21 protein-coding genes are annotated in these 25,954 nt (G+C 70.3%); 8 read left to right on the top strand and 13 right to left on the bottom strand.

Going from position 1 to position 25,954, the window contains the following annotated elements; translation table 11 throughout:
- The first annotated feature begins 265 nt into the window (after positions 1-265).
- Positions 266-1,579, top strand: a complete 1,314-nt coding sequence (locus tag ACZ619_RS18755) for a hypothetical protein (protein WP_469600095.1) — start codon at positions 266-268, stop codon at positions 1,577-1,579.
- 79 nt (positions 1,580-1,658) lie between these two features.
- The gene (locus ACZ619_RS18750) at positions 1,659-2,201 is read left to right on the top strand and encodes a DUF4383 domain-containing protein (protein ID WP_469599951.1); all 543 of its coding nucleotides are present in this window, start codon (positions 1,659-1,661) and stop codon (positions 2,199-2,201) included.
- On the opposite strand, the gene ACZ619_RS18745 is transcribed toward ACZ619_RS18750, so the two are convergent.
- The 3 genes from ACZ619_RS18745 to ACZ619_RS18735 all read right to left on the bottom strand — a co-directional run bounded on the left by ACZ619_RS18745 (position 2,189) and on the right by ACZ619_RS18735 (position 6,927).
- Positions 2,189-3,361 (bottom strand): amidase domain-containing protein, encoded by a 1,173-nt coding sequence (locus ACZ619_RS18745; RefSeq protein WP_469599949.1) that lies wholly within the window; start codon positions 3,359-3,361, stop codon positions 2,189-2,191. The two genes, ACZ619_RS18750 and ACZ619_RS18745, sit on opposite strands and share 13 nt — an antisense overlap.
- A 109-nt stretch (positions 3,362-3,470) precedes the next feature.
- On the bottom strand, positions 3,471-4,766 hold the full coding sequence (locus ACZ619_RS18740; RefSeq protein ID WP_469599947.1) for a polysaccharide deacetylase family protein: 1,296 nt from the start codon (positions 4,764-4,766) through the stop codon (positions 3,471-3,473).
- 52 nt (positions 4,767-4,818) lie between these two features.
- Positions 4,819-6,927, bottom strand: a complete 2,109-nt coding sequence (locus ACZ619_RS18735; protein WP_469600093.1) for a transglycosylase domain-containing protein — start codon at positions 6,925-6,927, stop codon at positions 4,819-4,821.
- Between the two features lie 592 nt (positions 6,928-7,519).
- Between ACZ619_RS18735 and ACZ619_RS18730 the strand changes: the two genes are divergently transcribed.
- Positions 7,520-7,756 carry an FmdB family zinc ribbon protein gene (locus ACZ619_RS18730; protein WP_469599945.1) on the top strand — a complete coding sequence of 79 codons (237 nt, stop codon included), beginning with the start codon at positions 7,520-7,522 and terminating at the stop codon, positions 7,754-7,756.
- 21 nt (positions 7,757-7,777) lie between these two features.
- Here the strand turns inward: ACZ619_RS18730 and ACZ619_RS18725 are convergent, their stop codons facing one another.
- The 3 genes from ACZ619_RS18725 to ACZ619_RS18715 are packed head-to-tail and all read right to left on the bottom strand — an operon-like array spanning position 7,778 to position 12,275.
- Positions 7,778-8,593, bottom strand: a complete 816-nt coding sequence (locus ACZ619_RS18725) for an HAD family hydrolase (protein ID WP_469599944.1) — start codon at positions 8,591-8,593, stop codon at positions 7,778-7,780.
- On the bottom strand, positions 8,593-11,073 hold the full coding sequence (locus ACZ619_RS18720; protein ID WP_469599942.1) for a phosphoribosyltransferase: 2,481 nt from the start codon (positions 11,071-11,073) through the stop codon (positions 8,593-8,595). Before ACZ619_RS18720 ends, ACZ619_RS18725 begins: the two co-directional genes overlap by 1 nt.
- Before the next feature lie 29 nt (positions 11,074-11,102).
- Complete coding sequence (locus tag ACZ619_RS18715; protein WP_469599940.1) at positions 11,103-12,275, bottom strand: HpcH/HpaI aldolase/citrate lyase family protein; 1,173 nt, start codon at positions 12,273-12,275, stop codon at positions 11,103-11,105.
- A gap of 176 nt (positions 12,276-12,451) precedes the next feature.
- Here ACZ619_RS18715 and ACZ619_RS18710 point away from each other — a divergent pair, with 176 nt between their 5' ends.
- The gene (locus ACZ619_RS18710; protein ID WP_469599938.1) at positions 12,452-13,237 is read left to right on the top strand and encodes a TerD family protein; all 786 of its coding nucleotides are present in this window, start codon (positions 12,452-12,454) and stop codon (positions 13,235-13,237) included.
- 22 nt (positions 13,238-13,259) lie between these two features.
- On the opposite strand, the gene ACZ619_RS18705 is transcribed toward ACZ619_RS18710, so the two are convergent.
- The 6 genes from ACZ619_RS18705 to ACZ619_RS18680 form a co-directional block, all read right to left on the bottom strand.
- On the bottom strand, positions 13,260-13,997 hold the full coding sequence (locus ACZ619_RS18705) for a TerD family protein (protein WP_469599936.1): 738 nt from the start codon (positions 13,995-13,997) through the stop codon (positions 13,260-13,262).
- A gap of 130 nt (positions 13,998-14,127) precedes the next feature.
- Positions 14,128-15,273 (bottom strand): DUF475 domain-containing protein, encoded by a 1,146-nt coding sequence (locus ACZ619_RS18700; protein WP_469599934.1) that lies wholly within the window; start codon positions 15,271-15,273, stop codon positions 14,128-14,130.
- Positions 15,274-15,426: 153 nt separating this feature from the next.
- Entirely contained in the window at positions 15,427-16,002 is a 576-nt protein-coding gene (locus tag ACZ619_RS18695) for a TerD family protein (RefSeq protein WP_469599932.1), read from the bottom strand.
- A gap of 141 nt (positions 16,003-16,143) precedes the next feature.
- Positions 16,144-16,719: a TerD family protein gene (locus ACZ619_RS18690; protein ID WP_469599930.1), complete on the bottom strand. Its 576-nt coding sequence runs from the start codon at positions 16,717-16,719 to the stop codon at positions 16,144-16,146.
- A gap of 152 nt (positions 16,720-16,871) precedes the next feature.
- Positions 16,872-17,330, bottom strand: a complete 459-nt coding sequence (locus ACZ619_RS18685; RefSeq protein WP_469599929.1) for a peroxiredoxin — start codon at positions 17,328-17,330, stop codon at positions 16,872-16,874.
- A 121-nt stretch (positions 17,331-17,451) separates the two neighbouring features.
- Positions 17,452-17,889, bottom strand: a complete 438-nt coding sequence (locus tag ACZ619_RS18680) for a DUF3052 domain-containing protein (protein WP_469599927.1) — start codon at positions 17,887-17,889, stop codon at positions 17,452-17,454.
- Between the two features lie 414 nt (positions 17,890-18,303).
- Between ACZ619_RS18680 and aceE the strand changes: the two genes are divergently transcribed.
- Both aceE and ACZ619_RS18670 read left to right on the top strand, forming a co-directional pair.
- Positions 18,304-21,051, top strand: coding sequence for a pyruvate dehydrogenase (acetyl-transferring), homodimeric type (aceE, locus tag ACZ619_RS18675; protein ID WP_469599925.1), 2,748 nt, complete (start codon positions 18,304-18,306; stop codon positions 21,049-21,051).
- A gap of 115 nt (positions 21,052-21,166) precedes the next feature.
- Positions 21,167-21,988: a potassium channel family protein gene (locus ACZ619_RS18670; protein ID WP_469599923.1), complete on the top strand. Its 822-nt coding sequence runs from the start codon at positions 21,167-21,169 to the stop codon at positions 21,986-21,988.
- Between the two features lie 296 nt (positions 21,989-22,284).
- Here the strand turns inward: ACZ619_RS18670 and ACZ619_RS18665 are convergent, their stop codons facing one another.
- Positions 22,285-23,904, bottom strand: a complete 1,620-nt coding sequence (locus ACZ619_RS18665; RefSeq protein ID WP_469599921.1) for an MFS transporter — start codon at positions 23,902-23,904, stop codon at positions 22,285-22,287.
- Between the two features lie 66 nt (positions 23,905-23,970).
- On the opposite strand from ACZ619_RS18665, the gene ACZ619_RS18660 reads away from it, so the two are divergent.
- Both ACZ619_RS18660 and ACZ619_RS18655 read left to right on the top strand, forming a co-directional pair.
- The gene (locus ACZ619_RS18660; protein WP_469599919.1) at positions 23,971-24,597 is read left to right on the top strand and encodes a TetR family transcriptional regulator; all 627 of its coding nucleotides are present in this window, start codon (positions 23,971-23,973) and stop codon (positions 24,595-24,597) included.
- A gap of 103 nt (positions 24,598-24,700) precedes the next feature.
- Positions 24,701-25,918, top strand: coding sequence for an alpha/beta hydrolase (locus tag ACZ619_RS18655; protein WP_469599917.1), 1,218 nt, complete (start codon positions 24,701-24,703; stop codon positions 25,916-25,918).
- Positions 25,919-25,954: the final 36 nt, after the last annotated feature.

Genomic DNA, 25,954 nt, shown 5'->3' with positions numbered 1-25,954 from the left:
GACGAGTCGACAGCCTACATTGTCCCGGACTCCGTACCGCAATTGCGTTTCCGGGGGCCGCCGCCCGCCGTGCCGCCGCGAGGAAATGATCACACCGGCCGCGAACTGACCGGCCCGTGTGTTCGTCCTTACCGGGTGGGAGAATGAACGCACCACCAGAGCACAGGGCGCGCGACCGCGGCACGGGGAGAGGGATGTGACGGCGAGAACGACGGCACCCGGACAGTCGTGTGCGCCTCCCCCGCCGCCCCGGCGCGGCACCGCCCTGCGGGACGCCCTCACCCTGGTGGGGCTCCCGCTGCTGGCCGCGCTGGCCGTGCCCGCGGCGTTCGCGGGCGGCGGGACCCGGCGCTGGTTCGGGGGGCGGGCCGAGGGGCAGCGGGCCGAGGCGCAGGCGGCGAAGGACGCCGCCGCGGCCGCGTTCTACGAGCTGGACACCGCCCAGCGGGATCTGCGGATCTCGATAGAGACGATCTCCGCCGTCGACGACTCGCCCGCGGCCCGCCGCGCCGTCTCCGACTTCGAGGCGCTGGGGCGCCGGATCGACGAGACGAGCGACCGGTACATCCAGGCCATCGACGCGCACGACCTGGACCGGGACGACCTGGAGGCCGCCGTCGCGTCGCGGGCCCGGGCGGAGATCACCCGCGCCAAGGACGAGCTCGTGACCGTCAAGCGGGAGCTGGACCGGTTCGGGGAGTCCCTCGGGCCGCTGCTCGGCAAGGCGGAGACGCAGCTGGCGCGGCTGGCGCCCGCCGTGGAACGGGCCCGGCAGGCGCTGCTGGCGGCCAGCAACGCCCTGGACGCCGTACGGCGGACACAGCTCAGGGCCGACGACCTGGCCGCCCGGCTCGCCGCCCTGGCCCCGGAGCTGACCAGGCTCAACCAGGGCGCCGGGCAGCACGGCGCGCAGGCCACCCTGGAGCGCGCCGGGCGGGTGCAGCGGGAGGCCGAGGCGATCCGGGTCGAGGCCGAGCGGCTGCCGGAGCAGGCCGCCGAGATCGACCACCGGCTGGTGAGCCTGCGGACCCGGGCGCAGGCGCTGACCACCCGGGCCGGGCAGGTCGACCCGGTCCTCAGCGAGCTGCGGCGGCGGTTCGCCGCGGCCTGCTGGCAGGACCTCCAGCAGGTGCCGCGGCAGGCCGCCGAGAACGTCGGGCAGGCCGAGCTGAAGCTGCGGGAGGCGCAGGCCGCGCGGGACGCCCAGAAGTGGGCGGACGCGACGTCGCTGCTGTCCACCGTGCGGGCGCTGCTGGGCACCACCGACGAGGCGGTGTCGGCGGCCGGTGACCGGCTGACCCGGCTGAACGCCGTGCAGAAGGATCCGCAGGCGGAGACCGAGCGGACCCGGTTCGCGATCCGGGACGCGCAGCGGCTGGCGATGTCGGGGCGGGCCAGCCCCGACCCGCGGCACGCGCGGCCGCTGGACGACGCGGTGGCGCGGCTGGACCGGGCGGTGGGGTCGTTGCAGGGGCGGCATCCGGACTACTGGCACTTCCTGACGGAGACGGAAGCGGTACGGCAGTCGGCGGCGCGGGTGGTCGCGCAGATCCGCGAGGAGCGCGGCACCGGCGCCTGAGGCGTTTGCCGCGGAGCCGTTCCGGGCGGATATTGGGTAGGCCAGCGCATTCGTCCGCATTCGACACCAGGAGGCGGAGATGGCCTCACACGTCACGCACTCGGGGACGCGGCGGAAGATCAGCTTCGACGAGGCGCTGCCCGTCGACCACCGTCTGAACCAGGTCTACCGGATCGGGGCCGGCCTGATGGGCCTGTTTCTGCTGGCCTTCGGGATCCTCGGGCTCACCGACAACATCGGCTTCTTCGACACGGGCGGGAACACCGCGATCGGCCTGAACACCAACGGCGCGCTGAGCGTGCTGTCGATCTGCGTCGGGCTGCTGCTCTTCGTCGGAATGGTGATCGGCGGGAACTTCGCGTCCACGCTGAACATGGTGCTCGGCGTGCTGTTCATCCTGAACGGCTTCCTGTTCCTCGGCCTGCTCGACACGGACTCGAACTTCCTGGCCTTCAGGATCCAGAACGTGCTGTTCAGCTTCGTCGTCGGGCTCGTGCTGATGGTGTTCGGGATGTACGGCCGGGTCAGCACCAACCTGCCGCACGACAACCCGTACTGGCGGGCCCGCCACCCCGAGGCGGAGCAGCGGGCCACACCGGCGGCCGACGGTCAGGTGCGGTAGGCGTAGTAGTACGCGTTCGGGTACGACGCGACGAGGCTCGCCAGCGACCTGCGGTAGGTGTTGTTCGAGTGGTACGTGACGTACGGGATGCCGTTGCTCTTGTACGTCACGATCATCGTGTGGTCCTTCGACCCGTCCCGGTCGAAGTCGACCTGGATGACGTCGCCGACCTCCGCCTGGTAGACGTTGGCGAGCGCCGTCGTGCGCTTGGAGTTCTGGGCGAACCAGGACCACTCGTTGACGCCGACGAACGAGTCCGACTGGATGTCGGCGTTGCCGAACCACTTCGTGTAGTCGTAGACGTAGCCCGGGACGTGCTTCCAGCCGCCGGCCTTGAGGGACTGGCTGACGAAGTTGGTGCAGTCGCCGCCCGCCCCGTGGCCGTTGAAGTCCGGGTAGTCCGCGTTGTAGTTGTTCCAGTACTTCTCGGCGTAGGCCGCCATGGCCTTGTAGTCGTACGTGCCGCCGGTCAGCGTCTTCGGCACGGCCGCCGGGTTGCGGGTGGTGGCCGCGCGCGGGGCGTCCGGCGTGGTGTTGCCGTCGTCGGCGGTGGTCGGCGCCTTCACGGACGGCTTGGACAGCGTGTTGACGGCGAGGCCGCCGTCGTCGGTGTCCTTGATCGCGGTCAGCTGCCAGGTGCCCTGCCGGTCCGCCTTGAAGGTCAGCTCGTGGTGGGACTGGAAGCCGGTGCTCTTCGGCTCGTTGCCGGCGGCCTTCGCGTAGGTCAGCGTCGTGGTCTCGGTGACGTCGGCCTTGGCGGTGCGGCCGGTGACCCGGGTCGCGTCGAGCGTGACCCGGGTGCTGCCGGCGCTGTACTTCTCGCCGAGCTCGGCGATGCTGTTCTGACGGCCGCGCAGCTGGTTCAGCGCGGAACTCTCCGCGCGGGACTGCTTGCTGGAGAGCCGTACGTCTCCGGAGAAGCGAGAAGTGGTCTGCTTCTTCGTGCCCCCGGAGACAAGGGCCTGGGTGCGGTCGGTGAAGACCGCGTCGGCCAGCTTCTGGAAGGTCGCCTTGGTCGCGGCGTCCACGGTCGGGTCGTCGACGACGGCCGCGCCCGCGCTCCAGTTGGGCACGAGGGCGACGCCGGCGACGACCGACGCGGCCGCCGCCGTGACTATGGCCGCACGGCTCCTCTTACGGCTCAGTTTTCTGGATTTCAATGCTGTTCCCCTCTACGCCGGTACACCTAACCGGGCGACGGCATCTTCGCACGGCGTGTGAGACTGCTGTGAAGAGGGTTATGGAACCGGAACCTGCCCTCCGCGCGCCTCACTTGACGACGGTCGACCAGTCCGCCGGTGCCTGCGCCGGGTCCAGGCTGCGCAGCCGGGTCAGGGTCTCCGGGTCCTGGGCGTCGAGCCAGTCGGAAAGCTCCTTGAAGGAAACGCACTTGACGCCCTTCTTGGTGCATATCTTCGGGATGATCTGGTCGATGGCCTTCATGTAGATGCCGCCGTTCCAGCTCTCGAAGTGGTTGCCGATGAACAGCGGGGCGCGGCTGCCGTAGTAGACGCGGTTGAAGCCGTTCATGTAGGCGTCGACGGTCTGCTGTTGCCAGGTGGCGTACTGGGCCGGGTCGCCGTCGGTCTCGCCGTCGGACTGGTTGTAGAGGAAGTTGAAGTCCATCGAGAGGGACTGGATCTTGTCGCCGTACGGCAGCATCTGGAGCGGGAAGTTCCAGACGCCGTCCTTCTTCGAGGGCCAGATCTGCAGGTCGCCGGGGGAACTGGCGTCGTACTTCCAGTTGTAGCCGTACTTCTTCAGGGCCTTGAGCAGGTTGGGCTGGCCCTCCAGGCAGGGGGCGCGGCCGCCGGCGACCTCCTGCTTGAAGTCGAAGGGCAGGGCGGGGATGTCCGTGAAGCCGGTGTTGGTCTTCCAGTTCTCGGTGAACTTGTAGAACTGGTCGATCTCGCTCTTCCACTGGGCGACGCTCCAGTCGCCGCCGCCCTTGGCCTCGCAGAAGTGGCCGTTGAAGTGGGTGCCGATCTCGTTGCCCTGGTCGTACGCCTCGCGCAGCTGCTCCAGCGTGGTGCGGATGTGCTCGTCGGTGGCGTAGTCGATGGCGGCGTCGCCGGGCTGGTGCATCGGCCCGGTGTAGAGGCTCTTCTTGCTCTTGGGCAGCAGGTAGATGCCGGTGAGGAAGAAGGTCATGTGGGCGTTGTACTCCTTGGCCATCTCCCGGTAGTGCGAGAAGAGATGGTCGTCGCCCTCCAGGGCGCCGTCCCAGGAGAAGACCACGAACTGGGGCGGCTTCTCACCGGGCTTGAGCTTCTCCGGCTTCAACTGGCCCTTCTGCGGCCCGGTGTACGAGGTGGAGCCGTCGCCGAGGACCTTGGTCTTGCCGTCCCACTTCGGTGACGCGGACGCCGACGGGCTGGCCTTCCTGGTGCCGGAGGCGGTGGGGGTGGTCTCGTCCTGTCTGGTGAGCACCAGATAACCCGCGACGAGGGAGGCCACGACCAGGAAGGCGGCCAGGGTCAGGAACTCCGGACGGGCGGGACGGCGGCCACGGGCTCGCGCCTTGCGGCGACGGCCGCCGGTTGTCGACTTCGTGCGGGGCTTCATGCGGGGCTCATTCTGCGGGTGGGTGGCATGGGGAGCGTCGGGGCCTCGGAGGTCAGCCAAGGCCCATGGCCTGTGCCCAGACCGTGTACGGGACGTTGTCGGCGCCGGTTCCGTCCAGTCCCTTGAGCGGGAGCGGCTCCAGGGACTTGTTCAGGTCGATGCGGTAGAGGACGACCGACGTCGTCACGGAGGAGACCGTGCCGGTGTACCAGGAGGCGGTGTCCTTTCCGGTCGCGTGGGTGGTGCCGGCCTTCCCGGCCGCCTGGGTGCCGCCCGCGGCGGCCGGATGGGCCAGCCGGAACGACTCGGTGAGCGCCAGCTCGACGTCCCGGGCCACGTCGTCGCGGACGGCTCGGGTCGGCTTCGGGGTGTCCAGGGCGACCTTCGCGCCGTTGCGGGTGATCTTGGAGACCGAGTACGGCTCGGTGTGGCTGCCGCCGGCGGCGAAGGTGGCGTACCCGTTCGCCATCCGGATCGCGCTGGGGGTGGAGCTGCCCATGGACAGCGCGGGCACCTGTGCCCCCATGCTCTCGGAGAGCAGCCCGGAGGCCACCGCGGTGGACCGCACCTTGTCGAGCCCGGTGTCCATGCCGAGCTGCATGAACGGCGTGTTCACCGACTGCGCGAGGGCCTGGAAGAGGCTGATCTGCCCGTACGACTTCCCGTCGTCGTTGTCGGCGTGGACCTGTTTGCCGCTGCGGTCCCAGTACGGCCCGTCCGGTGTCGTGACCGACACCTTGTCGTCCCCGTCGTAGAGCGTTCCGGGCAGGACGTCGGTGACGGCGCCGCCGCGCTCCTTGTGGACGCCGTTCTGCAGTCCGGCCGCGTACACGAACGGCAGGAAGGCGGTGCCGGCCGGGACGGTGGTCGCGTTGGACTCGTTGTAGCCCTGCGTGCGGTGGTCCGGGCCGCCGTAGACGGCGACGATCCGTCCGGAGGTGTCGACCGAGGCGGCGCCGTAGTGCGCGGCCTTCGCGAGCCCGGGGTCGCTCTCCTGGGCCGCCTTGCGGGCCTGGGTGACGGCCTTGGTGAGCGTGGCCTCCTTCTTGCGGTCGAAGGTCGTGTAGATCTGGTAGCCGCCCAGGTCGAACTGCTTGTCGGAGATGTGCGCGGCCTTCTTGGCGTACTGCTGCGCCAGTTCCACGAGGTAGTCGCTCTGGCTGCCGGTGTCGTAGACCTTGTTGGTCGACAGCGGCTCGGGGAACGTCTTGTACTTGGCCCGCTCGGCCGGCGAGAGCTTGCCGATCTTGACCATCCGGTCCAGGATCCAGGACCAGCGCTCCACCGCCCGCTGGTGGTTGGCCTGGCTGAGCGTCGGATCGTAGAGCCCGGCGCCCTTCAGCAGCGAGGCGAGCATGGCGGCCTGGCTGGCGTTCAGCTTGCCGACGTCCTTGCCGTAGTAGGCCTGCGCGGCGCGCTGGATGCCGTAGGTCCCCCGGCCGAACCAGCTGGTGTTGAGGTAGCCCTCCAGGATCTGGTCCTTGCTCATCTTGTTGTCGAGCTTGAGGGAGATCATGGCTTCGGTGAATTTACGACTAACGGTCTGATTCTGCGTGAGATAGACGTTTTTCACGTATTGCTGGGTAATAGTGGAGCCACCTTCGGTGTCCCCCTGTCCGACCGTCCGCCACAGGGCGCGGGTTATGCCTTTCACCGAGATGCCGGGGTCGGAGTAGAAACTCTCGTTCTCCGCCGCGAGCACCGCCCAGCGCACGTCGGTGGGGATGTCCTTCAGCGGCATGTCCTGGCGCTGCACCCATCCGGTCCGGGCCATCGGGGTGCCGTCGGACCAGAAGTAGACATTGTCCTGCTGGGTGGCATAGGTGTTGAGATTGGAAGGAATGTCCGTGGCCGCATAGGCGGCGACGAGGAAGAGCCCCGTCAGCCCGACGCCGCCGAGCCAGGCCCCCAGCCACTGCCGCCAGGACGGCAGCCAGCGCCGCCAGCCGGTCCGGCCGGGCCGCGGGTAGGCGGGTCTCAGCTTCCGCAGGTACGGCAGCAGCGGTTCCAACCGGGGCCCCACGAGGGCCCCGAGGCGTTCGCGGACACCGGCGGCCCGCTCCCGCGGCGTCGGCCGCGCGCTGCGCCGCCGCTCGGCCCTGCTGCCCGCGGCCGCCGACTCCGGTTCCGGAAGCGGCTGTTCGAGCACCCGGATCTGCATCGTGACGTCCGACCGCAGCTCGGCGACCTTCAGATGCAGCGTCTCGTCATGCCGTGGCGGCTCCGGCTTCTTGCGCCGACCCCCCTTGTCCGCAGCCGACTTGGCGCCGTCGGCCCCCTCGGTCCGCCCGGCGCGCCGCTCGCGCCACAGAGCTTCCGCCTTCCGGCGTGCGGCCTCCTGGGCACGCTGAGCGTCGTCGCCCTTCTGCCGCGGAGCGTGCTCCGCCCGCAGGCCGTCGACCTTCAGATGCAGGGTGGCGTCCGGTTCGAACGGCTTCTCGCCCCGAGGCCCGGCCTGGTCACGGCCGTCCTCCGGGTCGTTCGGCCGCCCCTTCGCGTCCGTCACGACTGTGTCTCCCCTCGCGACTCGGTCTTGCGCGCGCGGTGAGACACAGTGGGCGGCGTCGGCCGCGGTGAACGCGGCGCTGCGAGCCCCCCACTTCCCCGGTCTTTCAGCTCCCTCGCGGCCAGCTTAAATTATCAGCGTTCTTTTCAATATCTCCTCACAAGTATCGGACAGAATGGAACACTCATGAAATTCTGAGGTGCAGTGATGCCCATCACTTCGACGTGACAGCCGTTAGCCTGTCCTCATGCCCCGCTACGAGTACCGCTGCCGCACCTGCGGCGACACCTTCGAACTGTCCCGCCCCATGGCCGAGTCCGCGGCCCCGGCGTCCTGCCCCGAGGGCCACGACGACACGGTCAAGCTGCTGTCGACGGTGGCGGTGGGAGGGACCGCTTCGGCCTCCTCGCCCGGCGGCGCCGCGAGCGCAGGCGGTGCCCCGAGCGCAGGCGGCGGCTGCTGCGGCGGAGGCTGCTGCGGCTGACCCGCGGTGCGGGGACGCGCGCTAGGCCCCCGCTCCCCGCACCCCCTTGAGGAACTCCCGCAGGATCCGCTCCCCCGCGAGCACCCCCCGCTCGGGCAGCGCGCCGATCGCCGGGCCGGTCCACTCGACGTCGGCCAGCTCCCCGTGCCCCGGCCGCCACCCCCGGTCCGCGGCGAGCAGCAGATCGGCGTCGAGCAGCGAGTCCCCCGCCGCCAGGGTCAGTTCGGCCCCGGTCCGGCGCGCGACCTCGCGCATCGCCGCGCTCTTGGTCAGCGGCTTCGGCACGGCGTAGATCTTCCGCCCCTGCAACGACACCGTCCACCCGCGGTTCTCGGCCCACACCGCCAGGGCCTTCACCCACTCCTCCGGCAGCAGCTCCCGCTCCACCACGAGGTAGGCGAACAGGTCCTCGGCGACCCGGTGCTTGCGCAGCCACACCGGGTCGGCCGTCCGCAGCAGGTGGTCCTGGACCTCCGCCAGCGGCGCGCACTCCGCGGCCAGCCGCGCCTGCACCCCGGCGTGCCAGTCCGCGTCGGTGACCCCGTCCACCAGCAGGTGCCCGCCGTTGGCACAGATCGCGAACTCCGGCTGCGGACCCGGCAGGTTGATCCGCTGGTACTGCTTGCGCGTCCGGGTGGTCGTCGGCACGAAGACCGCCTCGTCCCCGAGTTCGGTCAGCAGCCGCGCCGCCGTCTCCGTCATGTACGACAGCGGCCTGCTCTCGTGCACCTCGACGCAGAGCAGCCGGGGCGCCCGCGGGTCCGGCATGGTCAGCGCGAGGGCCGCCGAGGAGTAGATCAGCGTCCGGTCGAGGTCGCTCGCCACCAGCACCGGCATCAGACGTTCACCGCCCGGCCGTCGGCCCCGGTCGCGCCGCGCGTGTACTTCGGGTGGATCAACCCGACACAGGTGTACGGCAGTTCGCCGACCTCCTCCACCGGTACCCCTCTCTGCTCCGCCAGCAGCCGCACATGGTCGAGGTCGGCCCCCGCCCCGGCCCGGGCCAGGATCTTCCAGGGCACCCGGCGCAGCAGCACCCGGGTGGTCTCGCCGACGCCCGGCTTGACGAGGTTCACGTCGTGGATGCCGTACTCCTCGCTGATCCGCTCGACGGCCGCCCAGCCCTCCCAGGTCGGCGTGCGGTCGGCGACGACGAGTTCCTTCACGGCCGCGTCCACCGCGTCCACGACCTCGCCGAACCGGGCGGCGACCGCGTCCAGGAAGGCCACCGACACATCGGCCCCGGCCAGCTCGCGGTAGAACTTGGCGCCGTGGAAGTCGTGCGGCCCCACCAGGTCGGTCCGCAGCACGGTCCGCGAGATCAGCCCGGAGACGGTCGAGTTGAGGCAGGCGGAGGGGATCAGGAAGTCCTCCCGGGTGCCGTACGTCCGCACGCACGAGCCGGGGTCGGCGAGCACCGCGATCTCCGGGTCGAAACCGGAGACGCCCTCCCGCTCCTGGAACTCCTCGATCGCGTCGGCGAGTTCCCGGGTGATGGCGCCCTTGCCGGTCCAGCCGTCCACGAAGACGACGTCCCGCGGGTCGTGGTGCGCGGCCAGCCAGCGCAGCGCGTTGGCGTCGATGCCGCGGCCGCGCACGATGGACACGGCGTAGTGCGGCAGGTCGGTGCCGTAGCGGAACTGCGCCCAGCGGCGCATCAGCACGCCCACCGGGGTCCCGGCCCGGGCCAGCGACACCAGGACGGGGCGCGGCGACCGCTCGGCCATCACGGTCTCGGTGACGACGCCGACGGCCCGCGCGATCCGCGCGGCCGAGGTCTCCAGGGCCGCGTGGAAGAGGGCCTGGTACCGCTCGCTCGGCTGGTACTCCACCGGCAGCGACTCGGCGTAGTGCGCGCCGCCGCTCTGGATCGCCTCCTCGCGCTCCTCGGTGGGCGCCTCCAGCGTGACGTCCGAGAGGTCCTGGAGCAGCCAGCCGACGTCCTCCGGCGGGTACGAGGAGAAGGCGGGGCCGCGGAGGGGCTCGGGCAGCATGGCGGGGCTCTCTTCGGTCGGTGCGGGAGCGTACGACGGTACGACCGCGAGCAGGACGTGCGGGGCATGCTCGCCGAGCCGGGCCAGCAGACCGTCGGGGGCATGCAGTTCGGGGGTGTCGCCGGCCGAGTCGACGAACAGGACGACCGCGTCGAAGCCGGCGCCGGCGACGTTGTACGCGTAGCGGTCGCCGGGGCCGTCGGCGGGGTCGTCGTGGGCCGGGAAGACGAGGCGGGTGCGGATGGCGTAGCCGGGGTCGTCGACGGCCAGGACGGGCGAGCGGGTGGTGGTGGAGTACCGCACCTCGGCGGCCACCAGCGCCTCCAGCTCGCGGGCGACCCGGAGGGGGGCGTACATCAGCTCTTCGAAGCCGAGCGTCAGGACCCGGCGGGTGCCGGGCGGCAGCGCCTCGGCGAGCCTCGCGGCCATGGTGGGCAGGGCCGACTCCAGGCGCATCCGGTGGGCCGGGGTGAAGCCGTGCCGGCCGCCGTCGGGAAGGCCGTGGGGCCAGTGCAGGTCGACGCGGGTGAGGTGCGGCGCGTGGGGGGTCGTGCGGTCGCCGGTCGCGCGCGGGCCGGACGGCGCCGCACCCGCCCCGCCGCCCTCCTCGTACCGGGCCACCAGTTCCTGTCCCTTTTCCAGGACGCCCTCCGGCAGCTTCACCGTCCCCGACGCCGCCGCCACCAGGTCCACCCGGGCGCCGATCTCCGCGGCGAACGACGTCAGCCGCTCCGCGTCGGCCGGTGAGCGCATATCGACCAGAGCCACCACGACGTAACGTTTCCGCGGATAGCGGGCGTGGAGGTCGCGGATCGTGTTCAGGACCGTGTTGCCGGTGGAGAACTCGTCGTCGACGAGGATCAGCGGGCCCTCGCCGCAGAGCAGGGCGGGGTCCTCCGGCAGCAGCAGGTGCGAGGTCGCGTGCGAGTGAGACTCCTCGAAGCCGCCCGCGGGCTCGACCCCGGCGACCGGGCGGCGCGTGGAGTGCAGGTACGGGGCGAGACCGACCCCGTCCGCCACCGAGTGGCCCAGGCCCGTGGCCGTCTCGGCGTACCCGAGGACGACGGCCCGCCCCGCCTCCCGCTCCCCGAGCAGGTCGCGGACCCGGCGGCCCAGGGCGAAGCCGTGGCCGTAGACCACGGACGGGGACTGCGGGACGTGCTTGCCGAGCACGTTGGAGACCAGCAGGTGGGCCCGCTTGGGGTTGCGGCGCAGGGCGAGGCCCAGCAGGGCCGTGAGGCCGTCGTCGCCCACCAGTTCGACGCCGAGGCGCTCGGCGACCCAGCTGCCGGACCAGACCCCTTGGTTCACTGCGATGTTCATGGGTTCCTCGTGTCGTCCCCTAGGGCTCGTCACCCGGGTATCCCGGCGGCGAGCAGCTCCACGAAGCCGACGTCCTCGTTGGCGACGCCGAACACCTCGGCACGGAGCATGGTCCGCTCGGCCCAGGCCCGGTGCGGCTTCACCTCGTTCATCTTGTTCGTGTAGGCCGACCGGAGTACACCCCCGCCGCCGCGTTCCGGCCTCAGGATGTCCTGGGCGTCGGAGAACTCCTCGTGACTGACGACCGACAGCGCGTGCACGGGGATGACGTGGGACGGGTGGATGCACGTCTTGCCGAGCAGCCCGTTGGCCTGGTCCAGGGAGATCTCCCGCAGCAGCCCGTCCATGGCGTGCTCGATCAGCCGCTCGCGCAGCTCCACGGCCTCGCCCTCCAGGAAGGGGCTGGACCGCAGCATCGGCTTGAACATGCGCTCGGGGACCCGGAAGTACTCCCACACCGGCCCGGTCACCGTGAATCCGGTGCCGTCGGCCCGCCCCAGCATGTTCACCACGTCGGCGATGACGGACGCGATGATCTGGACGTCGTAGGCGGTCATGTCGGGGGCCCGCCGCAGCCCGTAGGAGGAGCAGAAGTCGGTGACCCCGAGGCGCAGCGCCAGCACCTTGTCGCGGTACTTGTCGACGGCGCGGGCGATGCCCTCCAGGGCGTCGACGCGCGTCTCGCGGTACATCAGCTCCGGTGTCTCCAGGACGGGCATCCCGAAGAGCCGGCGACCGCTGCTCACCGAGGCGCCGTCCAGTGCCTGGAGGAAGGGGATGCCGCGCTCCTCGGTGAACTTCGGGAACACGAAGCCGGACAGCAGCGACACGCTCGCGCCCAGCCGCCGCACCAGGTCGGGGATCTGCTCGGGTGCGCGCACCCGGATGAAGAGCAGCGGGAGCTCCGCGCCGGCCCGCTCGCGCCCGGCGAGGTCCGCGAACTGCCGGACGAGGTTCTCCTCGCCGGCCGGCACGTCCTCGTCGCCGATGGAGTCCTCCAGGCACAGCACCATCGAGACCACGCCGAGCCCGGCCTGCTTGACGATGTCGTCGGCGAGCTTCGGCCGGGTGGCCGGGCTGTACAGCGTGGCCCCCAGGGCCGCGGCGAGGAGCCGGGCCGGGGAGTCGGCGGTGAACTCGCACGGCTCCTGGTGGAAGAGACGCTGTCGCACCTCAGAGGCGATGTGCCCGAAATGACGCATAAAACTCCCCCATGGCGTGGGCCGAGCCTGTGAAATGGGTAAAGGGTGGCCGGTAATAGTACGTACAAAGCCATGTCGAGGGTTCCCGCCGGGCATGAATTTCAGGTAACCCGCCCGTGTCGGTCGCGGGGGCCCCCGCATTGTCGTGACCAGCACCTAGAGGGCAGGATGACCGCATGACGCACGCGATGCTGAAGGGGTCGAACGTCCCGCTGGATGTCACCACGGTCCGGGCCGTGCTGCACTGGACACCCGGGCAGGGGGTCCCTGACGTCGACGCCTCGGCGCTGCTCCTCGGCCCCGACGGTCGTGTGCGCTCCGACGAGGACTTCGTTTTCTACAACCAGCCCCGGCACCCCTCCGGGAAGGTCTGGCGGCTCGGCAAGAAGCGGGTGGCCGAGGGCCTCACCGACACGATCCAGACAGATCTCCCCGGTGTCGAGCCCAGCGTCGGCCGAATCCTCCTGGTCGCGTCGGCGGACGGCATCCCGTTCGAGCACGTACCCTCCCTGCGCATCCTGCTGTACGACGCCACGGTGCCCGACGGCGAGCCGCTGGCCCATTTCGACGTCAAGCCGGAGACCGGCGCCGAGACGGCCCTGATCTGCGGCGAGCTGTACCGCAGGGGCGAGAGCTGGAAGTTCCGCGCGCTCGGCGAGGGCTACTCCAACGGCCTCAAGGGCCTGGCGACGGACTTCGGCATCTCGGTGGACGAGTCGGAGCCGATGGAGGAGCCCCCGCCCTCCCAGCCCCTGCCGCCGGAACAGCCGACCTCGGTCCCCGCCCAGCCCGCCTACGGCTACCCCCAGCCCACCTCGGCGGCCCAGCCGGCCTACGGCTATCCCCAGCCGCAGGCCCCGTCGGGCTACGGCTACCCGCCCCCGGCCCCCGTCCCGGTGACGACGGTCCCGAACACGGACTTCCGGCTGCCGCCGCAGGGGCCGCAGTTCATCGGGCGGTGACCCTCCCGGGCCCGGAGGCGGACTACTTGTCCGCCTTCGCCTTGTACCCCCGCCCCCACTGGAGCCCCCACCCGTACAGCCGGTCCAGCTCGCCCTGGAAGCCGTAGACGAACTTCACCTCGCGCCGGACGACCAGTTCGCCCTTCACGTTCTCGATCATCACCACCGCGCAGGACCGCGCCTGCGGATGCCGTTCGTCCAGGCCGATCTCGATCCGCGGCCCGTTGCTCGGGTAGAGCGTGACGATCGCGTGCGTACGGTCGAAGGCCGGTGTCTGGTCGTAGATGTACACGAAGACCAGCAGCCGCTTGATGTCGTCCCGGTGATCGAGGTTGACGTACATCGTCTCGCCGGACGCGGACCCGAACCGGTCGTCGCCGCTGAGCTTGACGTACGGCGGTGCGTTCACGTCCCCGAGCAGGCCGCCGAGCGGCTGGACGACCCCCTTGGTCCCGTCGGACAGCTCGTACAGCGCGCCGAGGTCGAGGTCGACGTTGACCATGCTCTGCCCGTGCCCGAGCACCTCCGGCGGCCGGAGCGCCTTGAAGGGGTGCCGGAACAGGCTCGTGCGCTGCGCGCCGTCGAAGTCCGGCGTCCGCATCCGCCAGGTCAGGTTGACGCGCAGGTTGCCGGTGGCCGCGCCCTGCTTGGTGAGGGACACCTGCTGGTGCCGCTTGGTGAGCTCTATGGCGTTGGACGCGGCGCTGCCCGAGTCGAACTCGGCCGCCTTCCCGCCCCGCAGCCCGTCGAAGAAACCCATTCCCGCCCCCAGAGACTCTTCCCGACGCCACGGGGCGGCCGACCGAGTCGGCCGCCCCGAACGAAGCGTTCCTCAACCTGGAGGGTGTCACACCCTCCTTTTCGGCCCGGTCGCGTCTCCGGGCCGCCCGTCAGACGCCGGACGAGACCTCAGCCCTCTCGTCCGCTCCCGCTTTTCCCTCGGCGGCCTCCAGCCGCTGGTTGCGCCGCACGGAGGACCAGAACGACCAGGCGATCAGGACGACGCCGACCAGGCCGGTGATGACCTCGTTGATCTCGTACCGGATGGTGACCATCAGGATGACGGCCAGGGCGCCGATCGCGTAGTGGGCACCGTGCTCCAGGTACACGTAGTCGTCGAGGGTGCCCTGGCGGACCAGGTAGACGGTGAGCGAGCGGACGTACATCGCGCCGATGCCCAGGCCCAGCGCCATCAGCACGATGTCGTTGGTGATGGCGAAGGCGCCGATCACGCCGTCGAAGGAGAAGGACGCGTCCAGGACCTCCAGGTAGAGGAACATGAAGAACGCGGCCTGGCCGGCCAGCAGGACGGGCGACTTCTGCCTGCCGGTGCGCTCGGCCTCTTCCTCCTCCTCGTGCTCGCGCTCCTCCTCGGCTTCGAGGCGGTCCTCGAAGAACCCGGAGAGACCGCCGACGATCATGTAGGTGATCAGGCCGGCGATACCGGCGATCAGGACCGTCTGCGCCTTGTCGACGTGGCCGCCGCCGTGCTGGTGGGCATGGGTGGCGAAGGTGAAGGAGGTGATCAGCAGGACGATCAGCGCGATGCAGACCGCCAGCATGTCGACCTTGCCGAGCTTGGCGAGCGGGCGCTCGATCCAGCGCAGCCACTGGATGTCACGGTCCTCGAAGATGAAGTCGAGGAAGATCATCAGCAGGAACATGCCACCGAAGGCGGCGATCGCCGGGTGCGCGTCGGTGACGAGCTCCTGGTAGCGGTCCTTGTTGTTGAGCGCGAGGTCGACGGCCTCGACGGGGCCCATCTTCGCGGTGACCGCGACGATGACGACCGGGAAGACCAGCCGCATGCCGAAGACCGCGATGAGCACGCCGACCGTGAGGAAGATCTTCTGCCAGAAGGCGTTCATCTTCTTCAGGATCCCGGCGTTGACGACCGCGTTGTCGAACGACAGGGAGATCTCGAGGACGGCGAGGATGGCCACGATGCCGAAGGCCTCCCACCCCCCGTAGAAGACCGCGGCGACCAGGCCGAGCGCGGTGATCGCGAACGACCAGCCGAAGGTTTTCAGAAGCACTGGCTACCCAATCGTTTTTTGGGGGTACCGCCCCGACGGAGTCCGGGGATGCTCTCCCCCGCGCCGTACTCGGCTTTACTCACTGTTGACCGGATTCTAGAGGGCCCGGGCGTCCTGTGGGTGGGGTGGCCCCCACATCCGGCTGTGAAGGTCCTATGAGACGTTCACGCCGAAGTCGAGCGCGATGCCCCGCAGCCCGGAGGCGTAGCCCTGGCCGACGGCGCGGAACTTCCACTCGCCCTGGTAGCGGTAGAGCTCGCCGAAGATCATGGCGGTCTCGGTGGAGGCGTCTTCGCTGAGGTCGTAGCGGGCGAGCTCCTGGCCGTCGGCCTGGTTGACCACCCGGATGAACGCGTTGGAGACCTGGCCGAAGGTCTGGCCGCGCTCGTCGGCCATGTGGATGGAGACCGGGAAGACGATCTTGTCGCAGCCCTCCGGGACCTTGGGCAGATCGACCAGAATCGATTCGTCGTCGCCCTCGCCCTCACCGGTGAGGTTGTCGCCGGTGTGCTCCACCGAGCCGTCCGGGCTCGTGAGCTGGTTGTAGAAAACGAACCACTCGTCGCCGAGCACCCGTCCGCCCTGGCACAGCAGGGCGCTGGCGTCCAGGTCGAAGGGGGCGCCGGTGGTGGAGCGGGCGTCCCAGCCGAGTCCGATCATGACGTTGGTGAGGTTCGGTGCGGCCTTGGAGAGGGAGACATTGCCTCCCTTGGCGAGTGTGACGCCCATTGTGCTGGTCCTCCCCTAGCGGTGCTTCTCCGGTTGTCCTGCGCGTCCGGCGCCGACCGTAAACGGTGCGGCGCCGGACAGAGCGGACTTTCGAACGGCCCGGACGCCGGTCCTCGGGGGCGGCCGGGGCGTCCGGACGGCTCAGACGTTGACGCCGAAGTCCTGGGCGATGCCGCGCAGGCCCGAGGCGTAGCCCTGGCCGATGGCGCGGAACTTCCACTCGGCGCCGTTGCGGTACAGCTCGCCGAAGACCATGGCGGTCTCCGTCGAGGCGTCCTCGGACAGGTCGTAGCGGGCGATCTCGGCACCGCCGGCCTGGTTCACCACACGGATGAACGCGTTGCGGACCTGCCCGAAGGACTGCTGGCGGTTGTCGGCGTCGTAGATCGACACCGGGAACACGATCTTGTCGACGTCGGCGGGGACCGCGGCCAGGTTGACCTTGATCGCCTCGTCGTCGCCCTCGCCCTCACCGGTGAGGTTGTCGCCGGTGTGCTCCACCGAGCCGTCGGGGCTCTTGAGGTTGTTGAAGAAGACGAAGTTCTGGTCGCTGGCGACCTTGCCCGCCGAGTTCAGCAGCAGCGCGCTGGCGTCCAGGTCGAAGTCGGTGCCGGTGGTGGTCCGGACGTCCCACCCGAGACCGACGAGGACCGCGGTCAGGCCGGGGGCCTCCTTCGTCAGCGATACGTTGCCGCCCTTGCTGAGACTGACTCCCACGAGTCCTCCCATGTGGTGTCCAGGGGCGGGGAGCCCCAGTGGTGCTTCGGATACCGGATCAACGTCTCGATCCTAGTGACGGGTTCCCGCACCCCGCAGGCCCTGGACCCCGAAGAATCACCGGGTGTCGCCCCCTAGGGGACCCACCCGGCCTACAGGGCGTCGAGCGCCGTCACGTACGCGCCGAGATCGCGGGCGTCCGGGAGCGCGTTGACCACGGTCCAGCGCACGACGCCCTCCTTGTCGATGACGAAGGTGCCGCGGACGGCGCAGCCCTTGTCCTCGGCGAAGACGCCGTAGGCGCGCGAGACCTCGCCGTGCGGCCAGAAGTCGCTCAGCAGCGGGTACTCCAGACCCTCCTGCTCGGCGAAGACGCGCAGGGTGTGGACGGAGTCGTTCGAGACGGCGAGCAGCTGGGTGTCGCGGTCCGCGAACTTCGGGAGGTTGTCGCGCAGCTCGCACAGCTCACCGGTGCAGACGCCGGTGAAGGCGAAGGGGTAGAAGAGGAGCACCACGTTCTTCTCGCCCCGGAAGTCGGACAGCCTCACGGTCCGGCCGTGGTTGTCCTTGAGCTCGAAGTCGGGTGCCTTGTCGCCGACCTGGATCGCCATCGTGGTGCATCCCTTCGTAAGGGCCTGTTCGGGTGAGACCACCCTATGCGGCGACCCTCGGGGGCGATCACGGCGGGCCCGTGGACGGACCGGGAGTCCGGTCCGTCCACGGGTGGGGCGGTCAGCGCTTCTTGGCCGCGCCCTTCGGCGTGTTCAGGCGGCTGGCGTTCCAGTCCTTGCCGACGCTGACGCTCTTGGTCTGCGAGAGGCCGGCGGTCGTGACCGCCTCGCCGATGTCGCTCGGCTCGACGTAGCCGTCGCGGCCGGTCTTCGGCGTCAGCAGCAGGATCGAGCCACCCTCTTCGAGGTAGCCGAGGGCGTCGACCAGCGCGTCCGTCAGGTCGCCGTCGTCCTCACGGAACCAGAGCACCACGGCGTCGGCCACGTCGTCGTAGTCCTCGTCCATCAGCTCGCCGCCGATGGTCTCTTCGATGGACTCGCGGAGTTCCTGGTCGACGTCGTCGTCGTAGCCGATCTCCTGGACCACCTGGTCTGGCTGGAACCCCAGCCTGACGGCAGGGGTGGTCCGCTCCTCCGCGTGGTCCGCGGTCGCGCTCACGGGTTGCCTCCTGATCATGTCTTGGTGATGAACTCAGCCACGCGCGTGCGCGAAGCATTGGCCGTAGTCCACACGGGCGGGACGGATCGCGCAAGTACCCGGCCGTTCAGACCGCCGAAACGGTGACGATCCCGGCCGTGTCGCCGCAACTCCCGGCACCGTATCGCGGAAGGGTGTGGCGCACACCACTCCCTTTTGCCCGCAATGCGCCTTTCGGAATCATCCTCACATACGACGGTCGAACGAGTTTGCCAAGCGCGTCACACCTCGGGCGTATCGTTGCGTTTTGGCCGGTCCCGAGTTACCTCGCGGTAGAGATGACGCGTGCTGTCCCGGGGTGGACGATGGACAGCGGTGCGGGGAAACGCAGGGAAAAGCAGGGAATCAGTGCCCCTCTGACAGGTAAGGAACAGCGTGGCTTCCGGATCCGATCGCAACCCGATCATCATTGGCGGCCTTCCGAGTCAGGTTCCTGACTTCGACCCCGAGGAAACCCAGGAGTGGCTCGACTCGCTCGACGCCGCCGTGGACGAGCGCGGCCGGGAGCGGGCCCGCTATCTGATGCTCCGCCTGATCGAGCGCGCCCGCGAGCGGCGGGTGGCGGTACCCGAGATGCGCAGCACGGACTACGTGAACACGATCCCGACCCGCGCCGAGCCCTTCTTCCCGGGCAACGAGGAGATCGAGCGCAAGGTCCTGAACGCGACCCGCTGGAACGCGGCCGTGATGGTCTCCCGGGCCCAGCGGCCGGGCATCGGGGTCGGCGGCCACATCGCCACCTTCGCCTCCTCCGCCTCCCTCTACGACGTCGGCTTCAACCACTTCTTCCGCGGCAAGGACGGGGGCGACGGCGGCGACCAGGTCTTCTTCCAGGGTCACGCCTCCCCCGGCATCTACGCCCGCGCGTTCCTCCTGGACCGGCTCACCGCGCAGCAGCTGGACGGCTTCCGCCAGGAGAAGTCGAAGTACCCGGACGGCCTCTCCAGCTACCCGCACCCGCGCTCCATGCCGGACTTCTGGGAGTTCCCGACGGTCTCCATGGGCCTCGGCCCCCTGGGCGCGATCTACCAGGCCCGGATGAACCGCTACATGCAGGCGCGCGGCATCGCCGACACCTCCAAGTCGCACGTCTGGGCGTTCCTCGGCGACGGCGAGATGGACGAGCCCGAGTCGCTCGGCCAGCTGTCCATCGCCGCCCGCGAGGGCCTGGACAACCTGACCTTCGTCGTCAACTGCAACCTGCAGCGGCTGGACGGCCCGGTGCGCGGCAACGGCAAGATCATCCAGGAGCTGGAGTCGCAGTTCCGCGGCGCCGGCTGGAACGTGATCAAGCTGGTCTGGGACCGCACCTGGGACCCGCTGCTCGCCCAGGACCGCGACGGCGTCCTCGTCAACCGGATGAACACGACCCCCGACGGCCAGTTCCAGACCTACGCCACCGAGTCCGGCGCGTACATCCGCGAGCACTTCTTCGGCGACGACCACCGGCTGCGCGCGATGGTCGCGAACATGACCGACGACCAGATCCTGCACCTGGGCCGCGGCGGCCACGACCACCGCAAGATCTACGCGGCGTTCAAGGCGGCCACGGAGCACAGGGGCCAGCCGACGGTCATCCTGGCCAAGACGATCAAGGGCTGGACGCTGGGCCCGAACTTCGAGGGCCGCAACGCCACGCACCAGATGAAGAAGCTGACGGTCGACGACCTCAAGGGCTTCCGCGACCGCCTGCACCTGCCGATCTCCGACAAGGAGCTGGAGTCCGGCCCGCCGCCGTACTACCACCCGGGCCGGAACTCGGAGGAGATCCAGTACATGCACGACCAGCGCAGCAAGTGCGGCGGGTACGTCCCGACGCGCGTGGTGCGCTCCCAGCCGCTCGCGCTGCCGGACGACAAGACGTACGCGACCGTGAAGAAGGGCACCGGCCAGCAGTCCATCGCGACGACGATGGCCTTTGTGCGCCTTCTCAAGGACCTCATGCGGGACAAGGAGATCGGCCGTCGCTTCGTGCTGATCGCGCCGGACGAGTACCGCACGTTCGGCATGGACTCCTTCTTCCCGAGCGCGAAGATCTACAACCCGCTCGGCCAGCAGTACGAGGCGGTCGACCGCGACCTGCTGCTCGCCTACAAGGAGTCGCCGACCGGCCAGATGCTGCACGACGGCATCTCGGAGGCGGGCTGCACGGCCTCCCTGATCGCGGCGGGCTCGGCCTACGCCACGCACGGCGAGCCGCTCATCCCGGTCTACGTCTTCTACTCGATGTTCGGTTTCCAGCGCACCGGTGACCAGTTCTGGCAGATGGCCGACCAGCTGGCGCGCGGTTTCGTACTGGGCGCGACCGCCGGCCGTACGACCCTGACCGGCGAGGGCCTCCAGCACGCGGACGGCCACTCCCAGCTGCTGGCCTCGACGAACCCGGCCTGCGTCGCCTACGACCCGGCGTACGCGTACGAGATCGCGCACATCGTCCAGGACGGCCTGCGCCGTATGTACGGCGGCGACGCCGAGCACCCCCACGGCGAGGACGTCTTCTACTACCTGACCGTCTACAACGAGCCGATCCAGCACCCGGCCGAGCCGGCCGACGTGGACGTCGAGGGCATCCTCAAGGGCGTCCACCGGATCAGCGCGGGCACGGCGGGCACGCTCCCGGCGCAGATCATGGCGTCCGGCGTGGCGGTCCCGTGGGCCGTGGAGGCGCAGCGGATCCTCGCCGAGGACTGGAACGTGAAGGCCGACGTCTGGTCCGCCACCTCCTGGAACGAGCTGCGCCGCGAGGCCGTGGCCTGCGAGGAGCACAACCTGCTCCACCCGGAGGAGGAGCAGCGCACCCCGTACGTGACGCGGAAGCTGAGCGGCGCCGAGGGTCCGTTCGTGGCCGTGTCCGACTGGATGCGATCGGTTCCGGACCAGATCGCGCGCTGGGTGCCGGGCACGTACCAGTCGCTGGGCGCCGACGGCTTCGGCTTCGCCGACACCCGGGGCGCGGCGCGCCGCTTCTTCCACATCGACGCGCAGTCGATCGTGGTCGCGGTGCTGACCGAGCTGGCCCGCGAGGGCAGGCTGGACCGCTCGGTGCTGAAGCAGGCCATCGACCGGTACCAGCTGCTCGACGTGACGGCGGCTCACCCGGGCGCGGCGGGCGGCGACGCATAGCGCTCCGCGAGGAGGCCGGCGGGGGCCGGTGGGGGCCGGTCGCGCAGTTCCCCGCGCCCCTTTCGGGGCGCGGACGCGCCCCCGCCGGCCTCGGCTGTCTCCTTACGATGCCCGCATGAAGCAACAAACGGCGCAGGCGCGTTGGGAGCAGCACACCCAACGTCCGCTGCTGGCGCTCGCGGTGGCCTTCGCCGTCGCCTACGCGCTGCCGATCGTGGACGGTTCCGCGGGGCACGTCCTCACCGCCGCGTGCACGGGCGCGGAGTGGGTGGTGTGGGGTTCCTTCGCCCTGGACTACCTGGTCCGGCTGGGCCTGGCGCCCCGCCGCAGGGAGTTCGTGCGGACGCACTGGATAGACCTGTGCGCGGTGGTGCTGCCGCTGCTCCAGCCGCTGCGGCTGCTGCGGCTCGTGGCGACGCTGACCCTGGTGGGGCGGCGGGCGCGGATGGCCTCGCAGATCCGGCTGACGACGTACGTCGTGGGCGCGGTCGTCGGCCTGCTGATGTTCGGGTCGCTGGCCGTGCTGTCGGTGGAACGCGACTCGCCGAACGGGAACATCCGCACGCTGGGTGACGCGCTGTGGTGGTCGTTCACGACGATGACGACGGTGGGATACGGCGACCACGCGCCGACGACCGGGCTGGGCCGGATGATCGCGGTGGGCCTGATGCTGTCGGGGATCGCGCTGCTCGGTGTGGTCACGGCGAACATCGCGACCTGGTTCATCGCGCGGTTCGAGAAGGACGACGTGGAGGAACGGCGGCAGACCGAGGCGATCGAGCTGCTGGCCGAGGAGGTACGGGCGCTCAGGGCCGAGGTGACCGGCCTGTGCGAGGGCGTCCGAGCCGAGGTCACGGCGTCGCGCCCACCGGCGCCTGCGGGGTGCCGCTGCGCCGCCCGGACCGCCCGGGCTACTCGGCTGCCGGCAGCCGAGTAGCCCCGTCAGGGGCGCGGCGCGACCGGCCCCCACCGGTCCGCGGCCGGGCGACGGCGCGCCACCCCCCTCCAGCAGCGCGCCGCAACCCGGACAGCCCGTCCCCATGCCCTGCGGAGGACTTGACTAACTGTGACCTGCGGCGCGTGCCGAGGGCGAGGAATCTTTAGCGGAGTCACCCTGATAGGTGAACTCCGCCCGAATCGGCGTCAGATACCGCCGTCAGATGTCGGCGTCAGATGTCGGCGTCAGATGTCGGCGTCAGATGTCGGCGTCCGACGCCGAAGTCTGATGCGGCGTCAGATGTGCCCCACACCCGCACCGGCGTCCGCGTTCTCGCCGCGCTTCGTCAGCAGCGCGACCAGGATGGCGACCGCCGCCACCCCCGCCGCGACCAGCGAGGCGAGGCTCATGCCGGAGATGAACGTGTCGTGGGCGACGCCGGTGATCTTCGCGGCGATCTGCGCGGGCGTGCCCTGGGCGACCGGCGCGACCCCGACCTGGACCGCCTCGGAGGCCTGGGCGAGCTGGGCCGGGGTCAGCTTCGGCAGCCCCGCGTCGGTCCAGTTGCCCGGCAGGTCGTTGTCGACCCTGGAGGCCATCACGGCGCCGAGGACGGCCGTACCGAGGCTGCCGCCGATCTGCATCCCGGCCTGCTGGAGGCCGCCGGCCACACCGGAGAGCTCCATCGGCGCGTTGCCGACGATGACCTCGGTGGCGCCGACCATGACCGGCGCGAGGCCGAGGCCGAGCAGCACGAACCAGAGGGACATGATCGCGCTGCCGGTGTCCGCCTTGAGCGTGGACATGCCGTACATGGCGATCGCGGTGGCCGCCATGCCGCCGGCCAGCGGGACGCGCGGGCCGAGCCTGGTGATCGCGGCGCCGGCCAGCGGGGAGCCGACGATCATCATGCCGGTGAGCGGCAGGAGGTGGAGGCCGGCGTCGACCGGGTCCATGCCGTGGACGTTCTGGAGGTAGAACGTCACGAAGAACAGGCCGCCCATGAAGGCGATGGCCATCAGCACCATGAGCACCACGCCCGCCGACAGCGGGACCGAGCGGAACAGGCCGAGCGGGATCAGCGGCTCCCCGACCTTCGTCTCCCACAGGCAGAAGAGGGCGAAGCCGAGGACGGAGACGGCGATGAAGGCCCATGTCTTGCCGTCGCCCCAGCCCCAGGTCGGCGCCTTGATGAGGGCCCAGACCAGGCAGAACATCGCGCCGGAGAGCAGGGCGATGCCGAGGAGGTCGAAGGAGCGCGGGGCGTTCTCGGCGCGGTGATCGAGCAGCATCACGACGCCGAGGACCAGGGCGAGCGCGCCCACCGGGACGTTGATGAAGAACACCGACTGCCAGCTGACGTGCTGCACCAGCACACCGCCGAGGATCGGGCCGCCCGCGGTGGAGGCGCCGATGACCATGCCCCAGATGCCGATCGCCATGTTGAGCTTCTCGGCCGGGAAGGTGGCCCGCAGCAGACCGAGCGCGGCCGGCATCAGCAGCGCGCCGAACAGGCCCTGGAAGACCCGGAAGGTGACGACCAGGCCGATGCTGTCGGACAGGCCGATGGCGCCGGAGGCGGCGGCGAAGCCGACGACGCCGATCAGGAAGGTCTGCCGGTGGCCGAAGCGGTCACCGAGCTTGCCCGCGGTGATCAGGGAGACCGCGAGGGCGAGGAAGTAGCCGTTGGTGATCCACTGCACCTGGGCGAAGGTGGCGCCGAGGTCCTTCTGGATCGCCGGGTTGGCGATGGCCACGATGGTGCCGTCGAGGGCCACCATCATGACCCCGACGGCGACCGTTATCAGGGTGAACCAGGGGTGGCCGCGCAGGCCGGAGGCCGGCGGCCGCTGCGGTGCGGCCGCCGAGGCCCCGTCCCCCGACCCCGCCGCGTCGATCGTGGTCTGACTAGTCATGCCCGCGAGGCTAGTGACAGCCTCTGACAGTTGACAAACAAATTCACAAGTCAGTAACTGTCAGGCATGGAAACGTTGCGCGAACGCAAGAAGCAGCGCACCCGGGACGCGCTGCTGCGCTCCGCGCTCGAACTGTTCGTCACCCAGGGCTACGAGCGGACCACCGTCGACGAGATCGTGGGGGCCGTGGACGTCTCGCAGCGCACGTTCTTCCGTTACTTCGCCAGCAAGGAGGACGTGGCCTTCTTCGTGCCCCGGCTCGCGGAGGCGCACTACGTCGAGGCGGTGCGCGGCCGGCCGCCCGAGGAGACACCGCTCCAGGCGCTGCGCCGGTCCGTCATGGACGGCTGGGACAGCATCGAGGAGGCCGTCGAGCGGTACGTCCCGGTCGAGCTGCTGATGCGCACGTACAAGATGATCGAGGCGACCCCGGCGCTGCACGCGGCCCATCTGCGGCGCCAGTCCGAGACCGAGGAGGAGATCGCCCGGATCGTCGCCGAACGGGAGGGCGTCGACCCGGAGAGCGACCCCCGGCCCCGGCTCGTGGTCGCCGTCTTCGGGGCGGTGATCCGGGTGACGGAGCGCCAGTGGTCGGTCGGTGAGGACTTCAGCGCCACGGCGATCCGCGAACTCACCGCGGCCTGCCTCGATCAGCTGGGACCGGCGCTCGCCGACACCTGGCGCAAGGGCTGACACAGGTCGTCGGCGGCCTGGGACGAGCCTCACCTTTGCCGAAACGTGATAACCGTCACTCGGTTACCGCGAGACCCCTTCGTTCTCCTAGTGTGTCCTCCCAGTGACTTCCTTCGACACCTCCCCGCCGCTCAACGTCTGGCGCGCGCTGCTCGCTCTGGCCGTGGTGTTCGTGATGCTCGCGACCACCGGCTGGACCGCCCTGCGCAGCCACCGTGAGACCAGTGCGCTACAGGCCTCCCTGGACAAGTGGGGCCACGGCGTCGTCCACGGGCTGCACCTGCCGGACCCGGTGGAGTCCCCCGCGCGGCTCGCCCGCTTCTTCGCCTCGCTCGGCGCGCAGGAGCGCGACCGGCTGGCGCACCGCTACCCCCTCGTGGTCGGCAACCTGAACGGCGCCCCGGTCGGACTGCGCTACCGCGCCAACCGCATCGCCCTCGACCAGCAGCGCCGGCTGGAGCGGAAACGCATGCACGACCCGCGGCTCACCGCGGCCGGGCAGCAGGACGCGGGCCGCCGGATGCACCGTTACGAGGCGCTGCTGGCCAAGGGCCGGCAGATCCTCGCCTTCGACCCCGACGGCGACGGCCGGGTCGCGGAGGTCCTCGGCGACCTGAACCGGGCCGATCGGATCTCCGTCGTCGTCCCCGGCGTCGACACCGACCTGCTCACCTTCCAGAAGACGAACCGCAAGTACACCGCGCCGGTCGGCATGGCCAGGGCGCTGTACGCGGCGGAGCGCACGGCGAGCCCGGCGACCCGTACGGCGGTGATCGCCTGGGCCGACTACACCGCGCCGGACGGCCTCGGGGTGGGCGCGGCGACGGGCATGGCGGCCGGGGAGGGCGCCGTACGCCTGAACGCGCTGCTGCGGGCGCTGCCCGGGATCACGCCGGTGTCGGTGTTCTGCCACAGCTACGGCTCGGTGGTCTGCGGGGTCGCCGCGCACGGCATGCCGCGCCGGGTGGCCGACATAGCGGTGGCCGCGAGCCCCGGGATGCGGGTCGAGAAGGCCTCCCACCTGGACACCTCGGCCCGGGTGTGGGCGATGCGGGACGCCACCGACTGGATCCAGGACGTCCCCTACCTGGAGCTCGGCGGGCTCGGCCACGGCGCCGACCCGGTCTCCGCCTCCTTCGGGGCACGCGTGCTGTCGGCACGCGACGCACAGGGACACGCCGGCTACTTCGAGCCGGGCACGGACAGTCTGCGCAACCTCGCCGACATCGGGGTCGGCGAGTACGGCGCGGTGACGTGCGCCCACGACGATGACGGGTGCCGGACGGGTTTGTCCGGCACGTCGACGGCCGGACGCGCGTAGAGACAGCAGGAAGTGCGGTGCGCACGGGGATGGGAC

It is taken from the genome of Streptomyces sp. NPDC104367, from assembly GCF_055583825.1.
The sequence above is the reverse complement of the archived record's forward strand: the minus strand, read 5'-3'. Positions and strand labels throughout refer to the sequence as shown.